Annotated in this window: 15 protein-coding genes; 12 read left to right on the plus strand and 3 right to left on the minus strand. The window is 49.5% G+C overall.

The genetic code is table 11. The features are described from left to right. The first annotated feature begins 4 nt into the window (after window positions 1-4). The 9 genes from ACFSUF_RS07010 (at window position 5) to ACFSUF_RS07050 (ending at window position 10,382) form a co-directional block, all read left to right on the plus strand. Window positions 5-478 carry a hypothetical protein gene (locus ACFSUF_RS07010; RefSeq protein WP_377601465.1) on the plus strand — a complete coding sequence of 158 codons (474 nt, stop codon included), beginning with the start codon at window positions 5-7 and terminating at the stop codon, window positions 476-478. A gap of 35 nt (window positions 479-513) precedes the next feature. Further along, window positions 514-2,112, plus strand: coding sequence for an Hsp70 family protein (locus ACFSUF_RS07015; protein ID WP_377601467.1), 1,599 nt, complete (start codon window positions 514-516; stop codon window positions 2,110-2,112). 64 nt (window positions 2,113-2,176) lie between these two features. Continuing rightward, a complete protein-coding gene (locus tag ACFSUF_RS07020) occupies window positions 2,177-3,757 on the plus strand; it encodes an ABC-F family ATP-binding cassette domain-containing protein (RefSeq protein WP_377601469.1) in 1,581 nt (526 codons plus the stop codon). 138 nt (window positions 3,758-3,895) lie between these two features. Further along, window positions 3,896-5,125, plus strand: a complete 1,230-nt coding sequence (gene chrA, locus ACFSUF_RS07025; protein ID WP_377601471.1) for a chromate efflux transporter — start codon at window positions 3,896-3,898, stop codon at window positions 5,123-5,125. Window positions 5,126-5,268: 143 nt separating this feature from the next. Further along, window positions 5,269-5,682 carry a WGxxGxxG family protein gene (locus tag ACFSUF_RS07030; RefSeq protein WP_377601473.1) on the plus strand — a complete coding sequence of 138 codons (414 nt, stop codon included), beginning with the start codon at window positions 5,269-5,271 and terminating at the stop codon, window positions 5,680-5,682. Between the two features lie 208 nt (window positions 5,683-5,890). Continuing rightward, entirely contained in the window at window positions 5,891-6,967 is a 1,077-nt protein-coding gene (locus tag ACFSUF_RS07035) for a sugar ABC transporter substrate-binding protein (protein ID WP_377601774.1), read from the plus strand. 67 nt (window positions 6,968-7,034) lie between these two features. Further along, window positions 7,035-8,540: a sugar ABC transporter ATP-binding protein gene (locus ACFSUF_RS07040; RefSeq protein WP_377601474.1), complete on the plus strand. Its 1,506-nt coding sequence runs from the start codon at window positions 7,035-7,037 to the stop codon at window positions 8,538-8,540. 2 nt (window positions 8,541-8,542) lie between these two features. Next, window positions 8,543-9,529 carry an ABC transporter permease gene (locus ACFSUF_RS07045; RefSeq protein WP_377601476.1) on the plus strand — a complete coding sequence of 329 codons (987 nt, stop codon included), beginning with the start codon at window positions 8,543-8,545 and terminating at the stop codon, window positions 9,527-9,529. Between the two features lie 175 nt (window positions 9,530-9,704). Next, entirely contained in the window at window positions 9,705-10,382 is a 678-nt protein-coding gene (locus ACFSUF_RS07050) for a phosphatase PAP2 family protein (protein WP_377601478.1), read from the plus strand. Between the two features lie 50 nt (window positions 10,383-10,432). Here ACFSUF_RS07050 and cysW read toward each other — a convergent pair whose 3' ends face one another. The 3 genes from cysW to ACFSUF_RS07065 are packed head-to-tail and all read right to left on the minus strand — an operon-like array spanning window position 10,433 to window position 13,258. Then, window positions 10,433-11,314: a sulfate ABC transporter permease subunit CysW gene (cysW, locus tag ACFSUF_RS07055; protein WP_377601480.1), complete on the minus strand. Its 882-nt coding sequence runs from the start codon at window positions 11,312-11,314 to the stop codon at window positions 10,433-10,435. A gap of 12 nt (window positions 11,315-11,326) precedes the next feature. Continuing rightward, the gene (gene cysT / locus ACFSUF_RS07060; protein WP_377601482.1) at window positions 11,327-12,163 is read right to left on the minus strand and encodes a sulfate ABC transporter permease subunit CysT; all 837 of its coding nucleotides are present in this window, start codon (window positions 12,161-12,163) and stop codon (window positions 11,327-11,329) included. A gap of 12 nt (window positions 12,164-12,175) precedes the next feature. After that, window positions 12,176-13,258 (minus strand): sulfate ABC transporter substrate-binding protein, encoded by a 1,083-nt coding sequence (locus tag ACFSUF_RS07065; RefSeq protein WP_377601484.1) that lies wholly within the window; start codon window positions 13,256-13,258, stop codon window positions 12,176-12,178. Between the two features lie 454 nt (window positions 13,259-13,712). Here ACFSUF_RS07065 and ACFSUF_RS07070 point away from each other — a divergent pair, with 454 nt between their 5' ends. From ACFSUF_RS07070 to ACFSUF_RS07080, 3 genes are all read left to right on the plus strand, one after another. After that, window positions 13,713-14,726, plus strand: coding sequence for a sulfate ABC transporter substrate-binding protein (locus ACFSUF_RS07070; RefSeq protein WP_377601485.1), 1,014 nt, complete (start codon window positions 13,713-13,715; stop codon window positions 14,724-14,726). 106 nt (window positions 14,727-14,832) lie between these two features. Then, the gene (locus tag ACFSUF_RS07075; protein WP_377601487.1) at window positions 14,833-15,657 is read left to right on the plus strand and encodes an alpha/beta hydrolase; all 825 of its coding nucleotides are present in this window, start codon (window positions 14,833-14,835) and stop codon (window positions 15,655-15,657) included. A gap of 13 nt (window positions 15,658-15,670) precedes the next feature. Continuing rightward, entirely contained in the window at window positions 15,671-15,856 is a 186-nt protein-coding gene (locus tag ACFSUF_RS07080; protein WP_377601489.1) for a YezD family protein, read from the plus strand. Window positions 15,857-15,948 lie beyond the last annotated feature (92 nt).

Here is a 15,948-nt window from a genome sequence, read left to right on the forward strand (position 1 = left end):
GCGAATGAAGCTCGGCTTAAAGGGAAGGCTGGTTACAGCTTGGGACAGATTCTGGCGCAGGGAGGAACGGAAAGCGGGATTTACCCGGCCGCAGGTGGAAGCGCTGGTAGATCTGCACGCTGCTCTGCTGATCAGGCTGGACGAGGTGCAGAAGGATTTTCCTGATATTGCTATGCCGGCTGCCCGGCTGCTTTCTCAAGGCACCGATTGGGAGTGGTTCCCCTATACGGTAAGCAACCTGCCTGGAGATATCCAGGCGTCTATTCAAACCGATCTTGCCCGGTACCCCGAAAACTACGTGGTCATCTCGGACAGTACGGAGGGTACACGGGAAGAAGTGCGCATCTACACGCTTTTATCACCGGGACTGCGAAATAAGCGGAGCAAAGCAGCCGAAGTAAAAGCAAAAATTTCGATCCATCCCGGGCGAAACCCGGAGCAAGTCAACCGGTTCCTGGATGATCTGACAGATATATAACGTAGTGATTCAACTTAAGACGGGAGGCAACCGGAGTGCCCAAATATTATGCAGGCATAGACTTAGGCACGACTAATTCTTCCATTGCCCTGCTGGACCCTTATACGGGCGAAGTGGACATGAAGAAAGTGGATATCGGCGAAACACCGTATATCGTGCGTTCTATTTTATCAAAAGATGAAGAAGGACAATGGATCCTGGGCAATCAGGCCGCAGCTGTAGACCGGTTAAGAAGCCGGACTGTTTTCTCGGTCAAGACCGAGCTGCGCCGGGATATGAATTTCTCTCTCTCTCTCGATGAAGAAACTTACACTCTAGTTGATCTTTATGCTGTTTTTATTAAAGAACTGCTGAAAAAAGCAGGCATCGACCATCCTCGCAAGGTAGAACGTCTTACACTCAGCATTCCGGTGAATTTTGACGAAAACCGTAAAAGCGTGATGGAAAAGGCCGCAGAGAAACTCGGTATTCCCCGTGAGCAGGTATGGTTTCTGGACGAACCGGTTTCCGTACTTTGGGACTGCAGGAACATTCCCGGGCAGTATGTTCTGGTGTTCGATTTCGGCGGCGGGACGTTGGATTTAGCGATCATGGATAAATACGAGACCGAGGAAGCTAAAGAAGGCGCAGTTCAGGTGCTCAGGGAACTTACCGGCGAAGGAGATAACCGGTACCATGGCAAAGTGGTCGCCAAAGTAGGCCTGGATATCGGCGGCGACGATCTGGATGACGTCATCATTAAATATTTTGTGGAACAGGGGAAAGAACAGGGCAATCCGGTCTGCCAGTCGCTTAGTCTGGAAGTATTTGATGATCCCGAACGGCTGCACAAGCTAAAGAGCCACCCGAAGTTCACATTCTACTACCAGCTGAAAGCGGCGGCCGAGAAAGTGAAGAAAGCCTTATCCGTAGAGGAAGTATTTGCACTTACGATTCCGCCTCTTGTTCCGGGAGTGGACGAAGGCATAAAAGGAATTACGTACACGCTGGAACAATTTTTGACCGGTACGGAGAAGGTGCGAAACGCCATGCTTCAAGGCTTGAAGCAGTTGAACGATGCTTTTGCTGCGGAAACGGGCTTGCAGCGCCATTCCATCGATGCCGTGTTGTTGTCCGGCGGATCCTCCCTGATTTCCTTCGTTCCCGATTTATTGGAGGAGTTATATCCAAACGCGCGGATTGTGTGGGATGAAGAGCATTTGCAGACACGGATCGCAAGAGGAAACGCCAGATACACGAAAAGCGAAGGGGAAATTCTCGTCGGCGATGCGGTGAATGCTTCCTTCGGCATTTATAATCACGCAGGAAAAGAAACCATTGTGATGATAGAAGCTTCCGAACAGTATCCGGTCCGCAAGGTAAAGCGTGTGGCCACAACGAAAACGAATCAGACGAAAATCGAAATTGTCCCGATGGTGCGTAAAGGGGCAGATTTTGAACCGCTCCGCCGCAACGGCAGTCCGGTATTCTGGAGAATGAACATCCAGCCTCACCAGCAGACGATGGATTTAAGCCGCATTACGGTAACGTATGCCATCGACAAATCCCAGCGGCTCAGAATCACGGCGTATGACAATCTTTTCAAGTCGGAGATCGGTGTGGAAGAAATATCATTAGCCGACACAAGCGGCTAGAATTATGATAGAATGTTCTATTGTGAATGTATATTTTTAACGGGATAGGAGCAGGACATAACCAATGAGCCTTTTAACGGTAGAAGAGCTTTCCCATACGTTCGGGGATCGCGTGTTATTCAAGAATGTATCGTTTCGTCTGCTTGCGGGCGAACATGTAGGTCTGGTAGGAGCTAACGGGGTGGGGAAATCCACCCTGATGAATATATTAACGGGCAAGCAGCTGAAAGACAGCGGTAAGGTGGAATGGACGCCGAGGGTAGAATACGGTTATCTGGACCAGCATACGAAACTGGAGCCGGGCAAAACGATCCGGGATGCTCTGAAGGATGCGTACCTTCCTTTGCTGGAGCAGGAGCGGGAACTGATGGCGATTACGGAGAAAATGGCTGATGCCACGCCGGAAGAGCTGGAAGTGCTGCTGGAGCAGATGGGTGAAATTCAAGAGCGTTTGGACGCCAGCGGTTTCTATACCTTGGATGTGAAAGTCGAAGAAATGGCGAACGGATTGGGCTTGAACGCCATTGGCTTAGAACGTGACGTTGCCGCTTTAAGCGGAGGGCAGCGTACCAAAGTTCTGCTTGCCAAACTGCTTCTGCAAAAGCCTCAGGTGCTGCTGCTCGATGAGCCTACGAACTATCTGGATGTGGAACATATCCAATGGCTCACCAATTATTTGAAAGAGTATCCGTTTGCTTTCGTTCTCATTTCCCATGATACGGAGTTTATGAACGGAGTCGTAGACGTAGTTTACCACTTGGAGTTCGCTAAATTGACCCGCTATACCGGGAACTACGAGAAATTCCTGAAGATGGCGGATATTAACAAAAACCAGCATATCGATGCCTATGAAAAGCAGCAGGAATTTATCAAGAAGCAGGAAGATTTCATCCAGCGCAATAAAGCGCGCTACTCCACTTCAGGCCGGGCTAAGAGCCGGGAAAAGCAGCTGGACCGCATCGAACGGATCGATCGTCCGGAAGAAGCGGCGAAACCGACCTTCGTATTCAAAGAAGCGCGTGCCAGCGGCCGCTGGGTGTTCGAGTGCGAGGATATGGAAATTGGGTATAATTCAGCTTTGCTTCCTAAGATGACGCTGCAAGTAGAGCGTGGAGACAAAATTGCGATTGTCGGTTGCAACGGGGTAGGTAAATCTACGCTGCTCAAAACAATTTTAGGCAAAATACCGGCATTCAGCGGTAAAACATATCGAGGAGACTACCTGTTTCCTGCCTATTTCGAGCAGGAAGTCAAAGCCGGAAACATCACGCCGATTGACGACGTATGGAATGAGTTTTCTTTCATGAACCAGCACGAGGTGCGTGCCGCTTTAGCCCGCTGCGGCTTGAAGAATGAGCACATTACCCGTCCGCTCAACATGTTGAGCGGGGGCGAGCAGGCAAAAGTCCGCCTATGCAAGCTGTTGATGCGCGAAAGCAACTATATTGCTTTTGACGAACCTACGAACCATTTGGACGTTATGGCGAAAGAGGAGCTGAAACGCGCCCTGAAAGAATACAAAGGCACGGTTCTTCTTGTATCTCACGAACCCGACTTCTATGAAGACTGGGTAACTAAGACTTGGAATGTTGAGGATTGGTCAGAAAGCAAGAAAAGCGGAACAGGCATAAAATTGAAACTGTAATCATTTATTTGAGTCAGCCCCGTTACGGATACAGTATCGGGGTTTTCTTGTTGATTTTATGTAAATGGATATCAACTTCTGAAATGAATGTGATAAAATGAGGCGGCAAGCTTATTGAACGTAACAGGAGCTAATTAGATGAAGCAGAACACTACAATTACAGTTCCTAAATCCGAATTATTTACCGTTTTCCTCACAGCGCTGAAACTCGGCTGCACATCGTTCGGCGGGCCGGCTGCCCATATAGGATATTTCCGTAAAGAATATGTGGAGCGTAAACGCTGGCTGTCGGAAAATGAATATGCCGAAATCGTGGCCCTTTGCCAGTTTCTGCCGGGTCCTGCTTCTTCCCAGGTCGGTATGGCTATTGGTATGAAGAAAGCCGGTTTGCCGGGCAGTGCTGCGGCATGGTTAGGCTTTACACTTCCTTCGGCCGTGCTTTTAATTTTGTTTGCTTTAGTTGTAGGAGCCTATGATGTGAGCGGTTCCGGTTGGCTTCACGGTTTGAAAATCGTTGCTGTCGTGATTGTGGCCCAAGCGGTTTGGGGAATGGGGAAAACCCTCGCTGCTGGAGCCGTAAAGGGAACCATTGCGATTGCCTCGGCTGCTGCCCTGCTATGTTTTCCTTTTTCCTATGTGCAGCTGATTGTATTGGCGGCAGCAGGTAGCGCGGGATGGATATGTCTTAGAAAAGAACAGATGATCCCGGCCGCACCACAAGCAGTCATCAAGCTGAACGAACCTGCGCAGCTTACACACGTAAAATCATCAATAAGTTTAGTTCTTTTTCTTCTGTTCTTTATAGGGTTGCCCTTGACCGCAACGATTTATCCTTCCGTCTGGCTGGAATTGGCTTCCGTCTTTTACAGGACGGGATCCCTTGTCTTTGGAGGCGGCCATGTCGTATTGCCACTCCTGCAGCAGGAGGTTGTGCCGCGAGGCTGGCTCACAGAGGCTCAGTTCGTTACCGGGTATGGTGCTGCACAAGCGGTGCCGGGACCGCTCTTTACTTTCGCTGCTTACACAGGCAGTGCCATGGCAACAGGAATGGAAGCGGTTCTGATGGGCGTGGTTTCTCTGCTTTTCGTATTTCTTCCTTCCTTTCTCTTGGTAACGGCTGCGATTCCCTACTGGGCACAGCTCTGCAGAAATGCTAATTTTCAATCCGTTGTCAGAGGGATAAACGCAGGGGTAGTAGGTATATTGCTGGCAGCCTTATACAATCCGGTCTGGATTACTGCGATAACTTCGGCATCCGATCTGGCATTGGCTCTTGTCTTGTTTGCCGGAATGACCTTCGGGAAATTACCGCCGTGGGGGGCGGTTCTGGCCGGTGCAGCCGGTGGTGTTTTACTGCATACTATATAGTTTTGACCTCTAGAGCACCTCTTACAGGTGCTCTTTTTGTGTTGGATAAAAATGAAAAATGCCCCGCGGATAAAGAATCGTGCTTGGGTGAGAATATAAGACGTAACCAATTATCCTACATTCAGAAGGGAGCCTTATTTCTCATGAAAAAACACGTATTAGCAACAGCGGCTCTAGGCTTGACGCTGCTTACAGCTGCACCGGCTATGGCTGCCGGAGGCGGTATGGGAACAACGGGAACTAACGGTACGATGACCGGAACTGGTAACTACGGTACTACAGGTACTGGCGGCGGTTACGGTACAATGGGAACAGGTACAGGCGGAACAGGCGGTTACGGTACAATGGGAACAGGTACAGGCGGAACAGGCGGTTCCGGAACAGGCACATACCGTACTAACAACTACAACACGTACGGAAACAACGGTTCCGGAACATACCGCGGCAACGCAGCTAACGACAACGATACAGACTGGGGCTGGTTGGGTCTGTTGGGCTTGCTTGGACTAGCAGGTCTTAGAAACAAAAACAACAACCCGAACAAAGACAGAATGTAATTTGAAAGTTAGCAGGCTTGAAAACAAAGGCTGCAAGAAAATCCATATTCTCTCCGGAGAATATGGATTTTTTGCATTTGTGCAAAGATTTTGAAAAAGCATTGACGTGCAGTTCATACCGGTGCTACACTAGTTTTTAATTCCAACTATACATATAGGAATTATATTTTGGGGAGGTTTTATTGTGAAACTTAAGTTTTTGCAAGGAATGAAATTTGCTTTACTGCTTCTTGTTGCCGGTTCTTTGCTGGCCGGGTGCGGTACGAATGAAGGGGCGAATCAGCCTGCTTCCGGAAATGCAGCCGGAAATGCTGCGGAGGCACCCGCGAAGGAACATGACTTGGCCGGCAAACGAATTGCACTCGTTATGCAGTTTAATACAGGAACGTTTTCTGCACAGTATGTATCCGGCGTAAAATCTCAAGTGGAGAAACTGGGCGGACAGCTTCAGGTTTTCGCTTCCGATAATGATCTATCCAAGATGTCATCGAATTTGGATGCGGCTGTCAATCAGAAATTTGACGGCATTTTGTTAGACCACGGTACAGCCCAGGCTTTGGAACCCGGCGTAAAGAAGGCTGTCGACGCTAAAATTCCTGTCGTCTCTTTCGATTCGGATCTGAAGGTGCCGGGGGTAACCGTGCTTGAGCAAGGAGACCAGAAAATGGCCGAGCTCACTCTGGGCAAGCTCGCTGAGGATATCGGCGGCAAAGGGAATATCGTCAAGATTTGGGTAGCCGGCTTTGCTCCGATGGAACGCCGCCAGCTTGCCTATAAAGCTTTCATGGACGCACACCCGGATATTAAGGAGATTGCTGCCTTCGGTACCGTTTCTAATAATACTGCTCTGGATATTCAGTCCCAAATGGAAGCCATTTTAAAGCAGTACCCTAAGAAAGGCGACATCTCCGCAGTATGGGCATCGTATGATGAGTTTGCGAAAGGTGCAGCGCGTGCGATTCAAGCAGCCGGACGGGATGAGATTAAGATTTACGGCATCGATCTAAGCGATGAGGATTTGAAGATGATTCAAGATTCGAAAAATCCGTGGGTCGCTTCTGCTGCCGTTGATCCTGCCGATATCGGCCGCATTCAAGTCCGTTACTTGTATCAGAAGCTGCACGGCGATACGACGGACGACAAGGTGGTGTTGGAACCTGTTTTCGTTTCCCGTGATCAATTGCCTGCAGAACCGGTGACAACGGACCAGCTCAGCCAGCACGTGAAGGGCTGGGGCGGAAGTGAGCAAGGGTACACGGATTGGCTGAAAGAACTGGAGAACTGATTTGCAGTATCGGAAATCTCACCGGCTGTTGCCGGTGGGATTTTCCCATCCATAAGGGAGCATACATATGACGAAACTATCCACTGTTTTAGAAATGAAGCAGATTTCGAAAGAGTTCCCCGGTGTAAAGGCATTGAACGGTGTCGACTTCACACTGTATGGCGGTGAGATTCACGCTTTACTGGGCGCTAACGGTGCCGGAAAAAGCACGATGATGAAAATACTGTCCGGCGCTTACCAGGCGGATGACGGCACCATCGTATTAAAAGGTCAACCGTTAGTGATTCGGGAACCGGCGGATGCAATCCGAAACGGTATTGTCTGCGTCTATCAGGAAGTTGACACGGCTCTTGTCCCGGAATTAACGGTAGCGGAAAACATAATGATAGACCGTTTGTCAGGAAAGGGAATGGGCTGGGTAAACTGGCATGCACTGGATAAGGAAGCGGGGAAGGTGATGCAGGGTATAGGTCTCAGCCTGCCAGTCAGAAAGAAAGTCAGCGAGTTGTCTTTATCCGAGAAACAGCTCGTGCTGATTTCGCGGGCAGTGGCCCAGCAGGCGAAGATCATCATCTTCGACGAGCCTACCGCTCCGCTGAGCTTGAGCGAGGCGGAACGGCTGTTCACACTGATGCGGAAGCTGAAGGCCGAAGGCGTGGCATGCGTGTTTATCACGCATAGGCTGCCGGAGGTGTTCGCGGTTTGCGACCGCATCACGGTCATGCGTGACGGCCGGTGGATTTCCACCCGGACGTCAGATGAAACCAGCATTCCAGCGGTCATCTCCGACATGCTCGGCCGTTCGTTCGAGGAAGAATTTCCGAAGAAGGACGTGCCGGTCGGGGATCCTCTGCTGGAAGTGCGCGATCTGCGCCGCGGCACCCGCGTTCGCGGCGCAAGCCTGGCCGTGCGCGCCGGTGAAATCGTCGGCGTCGCAGGCCTGGTCGGAGCCGGGAAGACAGAGCTGTCCCGGCTCCTATTCGGGGCGGATGCGCCGGAACACGGCGCCATCCTGCTGCGCGGCAAGCCCCTCCGGCTGCGCTCGCCGCATGATGCCGTGAAGCACGGCATCGTGCTCGTCCCGGAGGAGCGCCGCAAAGAAGGCGTCCTCGTCGGCGAGTCCGTGGCCGCCAACCTGACGCTTCCGACGCTGCAGCGTCTGAGCGTTTTGGGCTTTATCCGCAGCGCGGCGGAGAGCGCCGCTGCGTCTTCATTGGTACAGCGCCTGGGTATCAAGACACCCGGCCTGAAACAAAAGGTTGCCCATCTAAGCGGCGGCAACCAGCAGAAAGTGGCCGTCGGCAAATGGCTGCCGGCAGGTGCCGATATTTTCCTTTTCGACGAACCGACGAAAGGCGTCGATATCGGTGCTAAGCGCGATATTTATTCTCTTATCGGAGAATTGGCGGCCGAAGGAAAGGGCATTGTTTATTTTTCCTGTGAGATCAACGAGGTGCTTGGTATAGCCGACCGGATTCTTGTGATGTGCGATGGGGTCATCGTGAAGGAGCTCACGCGTGCGGAAGCTACCCAGGATGCGATTCTTTATTATGCCAGCGGCGGGGGACAGTAGATATGAGAGAGAGAGTGTTGGAATTTTCGTTTAAGTACGGCGCTTTAATCGTGATCGCGGCCGTATTCGTTTTCTTTTCTTTAAGCAAGCCGTATTTCCTGACTTACAACAATATTACCGATATCCTCCGTTCGATTTCGATAGTAACGTTCGTCGCCATAGGCGTGACATTCTCGCTGATTGTCGACGGATTTGATTTGTCGGTAGGCTCTACCGTGTCGATAACTACAGTAGTAGCGGCAGCCTTAATGGTCTGGTATGAACAGCCGCTCATCGTTGTGCTTATCGTGCCGATTGCGATAGGACTTTTGATCGGATTGATCAATTCCTTTTTGATCGTGAAAGTGAAAATTCCGGATTTGCTTGCCACATTGGCCGTCATGTACATCATTAATGGAATTCATAGAACTTACACCGAAGGGTACTCCATTTACGACAATATGAACCGTACGGATGGAACGATCGCCCCCGGAGTGTTTTCAGCTTCTTTTAAATGGATCGGCCAAGGCAAATGGCTCGGGATTCCGGTTCCCGTCATTTTGATGGTCCTCGCCGTGGCCGTTGTGCATATTTTTCTTACCTATACAAGAGTAGGAAGGCAAATGTATATTACCGGAGGCAATCAGGAAGCGGCGAGGCTTTCAGGAATCAGGGTGAACCGGATTCGCATGCTTGCCTACCTGTTATCCGGAGGTTTTGCGGGTATCGGAGGGATATTATTTGCCGCAAGGGTAGGGACGGGCCAAATCGATGCAGGTGCGCCCTTATTGATGGAAGCGGTGGCTGCCGTCTTTGTCGGATTTTCCGTACTGGGTGCGGGTAAACCGAACGTCATCGGAACGTTTTTCGGGGCCGTATTAATTGGCGTAATGTTGAACGGTTTAACCATGATGAATCTGCAGTATTATACACATGATATTTTTAAAGGCGGCGTATTGGTTTTAGCTTTGGCCATAACCTTCGTCCATCTAAATCGAAAACGGGCATAATGATGGCATCACCTGACCGGCCTTAGGGCCGGTTTTCTTCTATGATTGAATGTATTCAAATGAAAAACCAGACTTAAGTCCAGGAACATTACCGCCGCCGGGCTGTGCCGCAACAGCTGTTACATCGTCTACAATAGTAAAGGTTGTGGGACGCTATAGCAGAAGGAGCCTGAACGTGAAAGAATACACCAGAAATGAACCTTGGAAGAAATGGATTCCTTTTGCAGGGATCGCTTTCATTCCGCTGCTCAGCATGATTTATGCTTGGCTGAATAATGCGGAGGCGCCCGTTGTGCACTCTTTGTATACTGATCTGGATGAGGCCATTCCCTTTGTGAAGGCGTTCATTATTCCATATGCACTATGGATCCCGTACTTGTATGTGACCTTTTTGCTGCTTGCATGGAAAAATAAATCAGTCTATTACAGGGCACTGGCAGCTTATACCGTTTCCGCACTCGTTTGCTACCTGATTTATTACTTTTTTCAAACTACGGTGATCAGGCCGGAGCTGGCGGGGGACGATATATTTACGAACTTGTTGGCATTCGTATACCGGAATGATGAGCCGGTTAACTGTTTTCCCAGCATTCACTGCATGTCCAGTTTTCTGTTGATCGTTGCGGTGAGGAAGACTCAGGCAGCGGTTTGGGCCAAAAGAGGAGTAGCTTTTTTTTCCTGGACGATTATCTTATCAACGTTGTTAGTCAAACAGCATGTCATCCTTGATGCCGCGGCGGGTATCGTTTTAGCAAAGTCCGCCTATCTAGCAGCTGATTATGTACTATCGCGTCTGCAGTGGGGCAGAGTTGCCTATAATGAAACGAATACGGCCTACATTAACGACAAATAATGGGATGCAACAAAAAAGACGCTTCGCTGCAATCAGCAAAGCGTCTTATTCTATTCCTTCACCATCATCTGCTGCTCATGTTTCCACTCGACGATCGATTTGATGATCAGTGTGACCAGCGCCAACGCTACCAGTAAAGAGGCGACGGCAAAGGAAGCTGTGAATTGATATTCATTGTACAAAATTTCAATATGAAGCGGAAGAGTATTCGTCATTCCTCTGATGTGCCCGGATACGACGGAAACGGCGCCGAATTCGCCCATAGCCCGAGCATTACATAAGATGACCCCGTACAGCAGCCCCCATTTGATGTTGGGAAGCGTGACCCTCCAAAATATTTGCCACCCTTTGGCTCCCAAGCTCGCAGCTGCTTCTTCCTCTTGTGTGCCCTGTGCCTGCATGAGAGGGATCAGCTCTCGTGCAATGAAAGGGAAGGTGACGAAGATCGTTGCAAGCACGATGCCCGGCAGGGCAAAGACGATTTGGATGTCGTTGTTTTCCAGCCAAGGGCCGAAAAATCCATTGGATCCGAATAATAGAATAAAAATGAGTCCGGAAATAACGGGAGAAACGGCAAACGGCAGATCGATTAACGTGATGAGCAGGTTTTTGCCTTTAAAGCTGAATTTCGTAATGGCCCACGCAGCTGCTACGCCGAAAACGGTATTCAGCGGGACGGCAATTAACGCTACAATCAGGGTAAGCTTTAAAGCGGAAAGGGCATCCGGTTCGGTAATAGAAGCTACATAGACGTCATAGCCTTTCTCAAAAGCCTTGGCTAACACACCGACAAGCGGTAGCACAATGACTAGAGCGATAAATAGTAATGCGATGGTTAGAAGAATACCCCGGGTCAGCCGGGATTCTGAAATATGAGGCGGACGTTCGACCGTATGGCCTGTGCCTAAGCCCCCTGATACATAACCAGCCATGTTCGAAGCCTCCTAAGCTTTAATCATACGGCGGCTGCTGCGCCATTGCAGATAATTCGTGATGAGCAGCAGGGCGAAGGAAATGACTAGCATTACCAAAGCGATTGCCGTTGCTCCTTTGTAATCGTACTGTTCCAGTTTCGACATAATCAGCAGGGGGGCAATCTCCGTTTTCATCGGCATATTGCCGGAAATGAATACGACCGAGCCGTACTCACCGATGCCGCGTGCGAATGCAAGGGAAAACCCCGTAATAAGAGGAGGCAGCAGTTCAGGGAAAATAACTTTCGTAAAAGTCGTCAGCCTCCGAGCACCCAGCATGACGGATGCTTCCTCGATTTCTTTGTCGAGCTCCTGCATGACGGGCTGTACCGTCCTGACAACGAAGGGAAGCCCGATAAACATTAAAGCAATCGTAATTCCAATGGGGGTGTAGGCCACTTTTATCCCCAGAGGCTCAAGCAAGCTTCCGACCCAGCCATGTTGGGAATATATCGTGGTAAGGGAGATACCTGCTACAGCCGTAGGCAGTGCAAACGGAAGGTCTACTAGACCGTCTATAAACCGTTTACCCGGAAAGTTATACCTTACGAGCACCCAGGCTACCAGCAGGCCGAAAACGGCGTTAACAGCTGCTGCTGCAAATGAAGTGAAGAAGCTGACTTTATAAGCTGCGACAACTCGGGCATTGGTGACCGTATCCCAAAAATCTCCCCAGCTTAAACCGGCCGTCTTGATGAAAATCCCGGCCAGCGGGATAATCACGATCAGACTTAAGTAAACCACGGTAAATCCCATAGATATTCCAAAGCCGGGCAGAACGCTGCGCCCTTTGACTCCTGCTTTCATTGCGGTTCACTCCTACTGTTTCGTGTAAATTTCATCGAAAGTTCCGCCGTCGGCGAAGTGCTTCTGCTGCGCTTCGGCCCAGCCGCCGAAATCCTGGTCAATGGTCAGCATCGGAATGTCCGGGAACTGCTCTGCATATTGTTCGGCTACCGATGCAAGACGAGGGCGGTAGTAGTTTTTCGCCTCTATGACTTGAGCCTCTTCTGTGTACAAATATTCAAGATATGCTTCCGCTACCTCACGGGTACCGTTCTTATCTACATTCTTGTCAACCACAGCGACAGGCGGTTCAGCGACAATGCTCATCGAAGGATACACAATTTCGAATTTATCCTTTCCAAGTTCATTAACGGATAGATAAGCTTCGTTCTCCCAGGCAATCAGTACATCGCCCAGCCCCCGTTCAACGAATGTTGTAGTGGAAGCGCGAGCCCCGGAATCCAGGACGGGCACATTAGCGAATAACTTATTCATAAATTCTTTAATTTTCGTCTCGTCTCCGCCGAATTGCTTTGAGGCGTAGCCCCATGCGGCTAGATAGTTCCAGCGGGCTCCGCCGGATGTTTTCGGATTCGGCGTGATGACTTCTACACCGTCTTTTGTTAAATCGGCCCAGTCTTTAATTCCTTTCGGATTGCCTTTGCGGACAAGGAATACGATCGTAGACGTATAAGGAGAGCTGTTATCCTGCAGGCGCTGCTGCCAGTCTTCCTTAATCAGTCCTTTGGAGGCGATCGAATCAATATCGTAGCCCAGTGCGAGCGTTACTATATCCGCTTTCAACCCGTCAATGACCGCCCGGCTTTGTTTTCCCGATCCTCCATGGGATTGTTTAATGGTTACGGTTTGGCCGCTTTCTTCTTTCCAATAGGCGGCGAACGATTCATTCACTGCTTCATATAACTCACGCGTAGGATCATAAGATACGTTTAACAATTCCACTTTGCCTTTAGCTTGAGATGTGCTGCCTTGAGCGGCGTTCTCCTTGCCGGCATTTCCGTCGGAGGAGCATCCGGCCAGCACCGTAATTAAGGTTAATGCTGCCGTACTTGTCATGAGCCATTTCCGGACCCGGTTCGTTTTCATGGTTTCCATTCTCCGTTTCATCATAAGGTATCGTTGTTGCTTTCTATATAATAAAAACTTGATGAACCAAAAAAAGCTTTCCCTCCGGTCGTCCGGTAAGAAAATTCTCTTAAATCCGATTAGATTAATGGGTATTATCCTGTTGTGATTGTAACAAGGCCGAGAATCAAGTGTCAACCATTTTTTACAATAGGTTAAGTACTATATTTTTATATGCAGAGGCGGAAAAGTGGTTAAAAGAAATTGATCGTGGACATAAGAAAAATTTATTTTTAATACCTAGTTGACACATCGGAATTGGTGGAATATTATGGTCACATACAACTTGATACCGCCGACCGGAAAGCCGGAGGCCGCTGAAATGGGAAGAATCGTATGCTTTTTTAGAGATGCGTGGAATTTCTGTTATCGGGGGCCATTTTTGTTTTACTCAAAAACAGAGGTTAAAGGGAGAGATGGGCAAATGAAAAAGATTACAGCAGTATTGTTGGCAGCCTCCATGCTGGTGGGGCTTGCGGGAAGCGCTTGGGCGGCACCTGCGCAAAAGCCGAAGGAAGTAGAAATTCTCAATGTATCGTATGATCCGACCCGTGAACTGTACGAGGAGTACAACAAAGCTTTTGCTTCTTATTGGTTAAAGAAAACAGGACAGAAGGTAACTGTAAAGCAATCCCACGGGGGTTCGGGGAAACAAGCCCGGTCGGTCATTGACGGTCTGAAAGCGGATGTGGTGACTTTGGCTTTGGCTTATGATGTTAATGCCATCGAGAAAGCCGGCCTGATCAAAGCAGGCTGGGAAAAGAAGTTAGCAAAAAACAGCGCTCCCTACACTTCTACCATCGTTTTTCTGGTCCGGAAAGGCAACCCCAAGAAAATTAAAGACTGGAACGATCTGACGAGAGAGAACATTTCCGTAATCACGCCGAATCCGAAAACTTCGGGAGGTGCCCGCTGGAATTATCTGGCCGCATGGGGTTATGCAAACAAGCTGTACAAAGGCGACCAGAAGAGAGTGAAATCTTTCGTCCAAAAACTGTTCCGTAACGTTCCTGTTCTGGATTCCGGCGCACGCGGCTCTACGACTACCTTTGTGGAGAGGGAACTAGGGGATGTGCTGATTGCTTGGGAGAACGAGGCCTATCTGGCCAAAAAGGAATACGGAGGCAAGTTTGAAATTGTTACTCCATCCCTCAGTATTCTTGCTGAGCCGCCGGTAGCTGTAGTAAGCAAAAATGTAGAAAAGAAGAATACAAGAGAAGTTGCTACAGCTTACCTGGATTACTTGTATACGGAAACCGGCCAGACCATCGCTGCCAAAAACTTTTACCGCCCTACAAATGAGAAAGTAGCTAAGAATTTTGCAAGCCAGTTTAAACAATTAAACTTAATTACCATTAAAGATTTCGGCGGCTGGGAAAAGGCGCAAAAAACGCATTTTGAGGACGGCGGCACCTTCGATCAAATTTATAATAATTAATCGGATGACCGCGGATCAAACCCGTTGACGGGTACGTATGATGGTGTTATGATCTCTAATATCATACTAAATAGGTAGGAATAATAAGATAAAGGAGGGGCTGGGCATGGAACGAACGTTATCCATCCAAAGCGAGAACATACAACTGGCAGCTACGCTGCATTATCCCAAGACAAAGGTGGAACGTCCGGATTGCTGCCGCTGGCCCCTCGTCATCATATGCCATGGATTTGTAGGCAACAGGATCGGTGTGGACCGGCTGTTTGTGAAAGCGGCCCGGGAACTTGCCGATGCCGGCTCGATGGTGCTGAGGTTCGATTACGCAGGCTGCGGGGAAAGCGGCGGGGATTACGGTGCAGGAGGCCTAAGCGAACTGGTGGCCCAGACACGTGATGTCATCAACTACGGCGTCACTATGGATTGTGTGGATCCGAGCCAGATTACGCTTCTAGGTCACAGTCTTGGCGGCGCGGTAGCGGTATTAACTGCAGCCGAGGATGCCAGGGTGAAATCATTGATACTATGGTCCGCCGTGGCGTATCCTTACAAGGATATCGTGCAGATCGTAGGGGAGAAAGCGCATGAGCTTGCCAACAGCCGGGGGAGTTTCGATTTTCTCGGGTATTCGTTTCAGCCGGCCTTCTTCGAATCGCTTCAGGAGAATAAACCTTTGGAAGCTACCAAGAGATTTAAAGGCGATGTGTATGTACTTCACGGAAGCAGCGATGTAGTCATCCCTTCGGAGTATTGCTTCCTGTATCAGCGTTTGTTCTGGATGCGTGCATCCGGGCAGTGTGACAAGGATATCATCATGGGCGGCGATCATACCTACTCCAATCAGAGAAGCAGCGAAGCTGTCATTGAGAAAACCAAAGACTGGTTGACGTATACGGCCAAACGCAAGAAAGACTGGAATGACTGGGTCATATAGGGAGGAATGGAAGATGGGGAAACCGCTGCAAATCGATGAAGTGTGGTTGAAACGGATTATCAGCAATCTGGAAGGAATGGAATACGGCAGCGTATCCATTACGGTGCACGACGGCAGAATTATGCAAATCGAACGGACGGAACGTAAAAGGTTCGAGCAGGACACAGCCTCCGTACCCCAGCGAACCGCCAGACGATAGGGCAGGAACATGCGGCAGCTCTCTTTGCTTTTGCAGAGGGGGCTGTTTTTGTGTTATTTTAAAAGCCCCTAACTTGGGTAATATATTCTCAA

The sequence above is a fragment of the Paenibacillus gansuensis genome (genome assembly GCF_042684925.1).
GTDB lineage: Bacteria > Bacillota > Bacilli > Paenibacillales > DY6 > Paenibacillus_N > Paenibacillus_N gansuensis.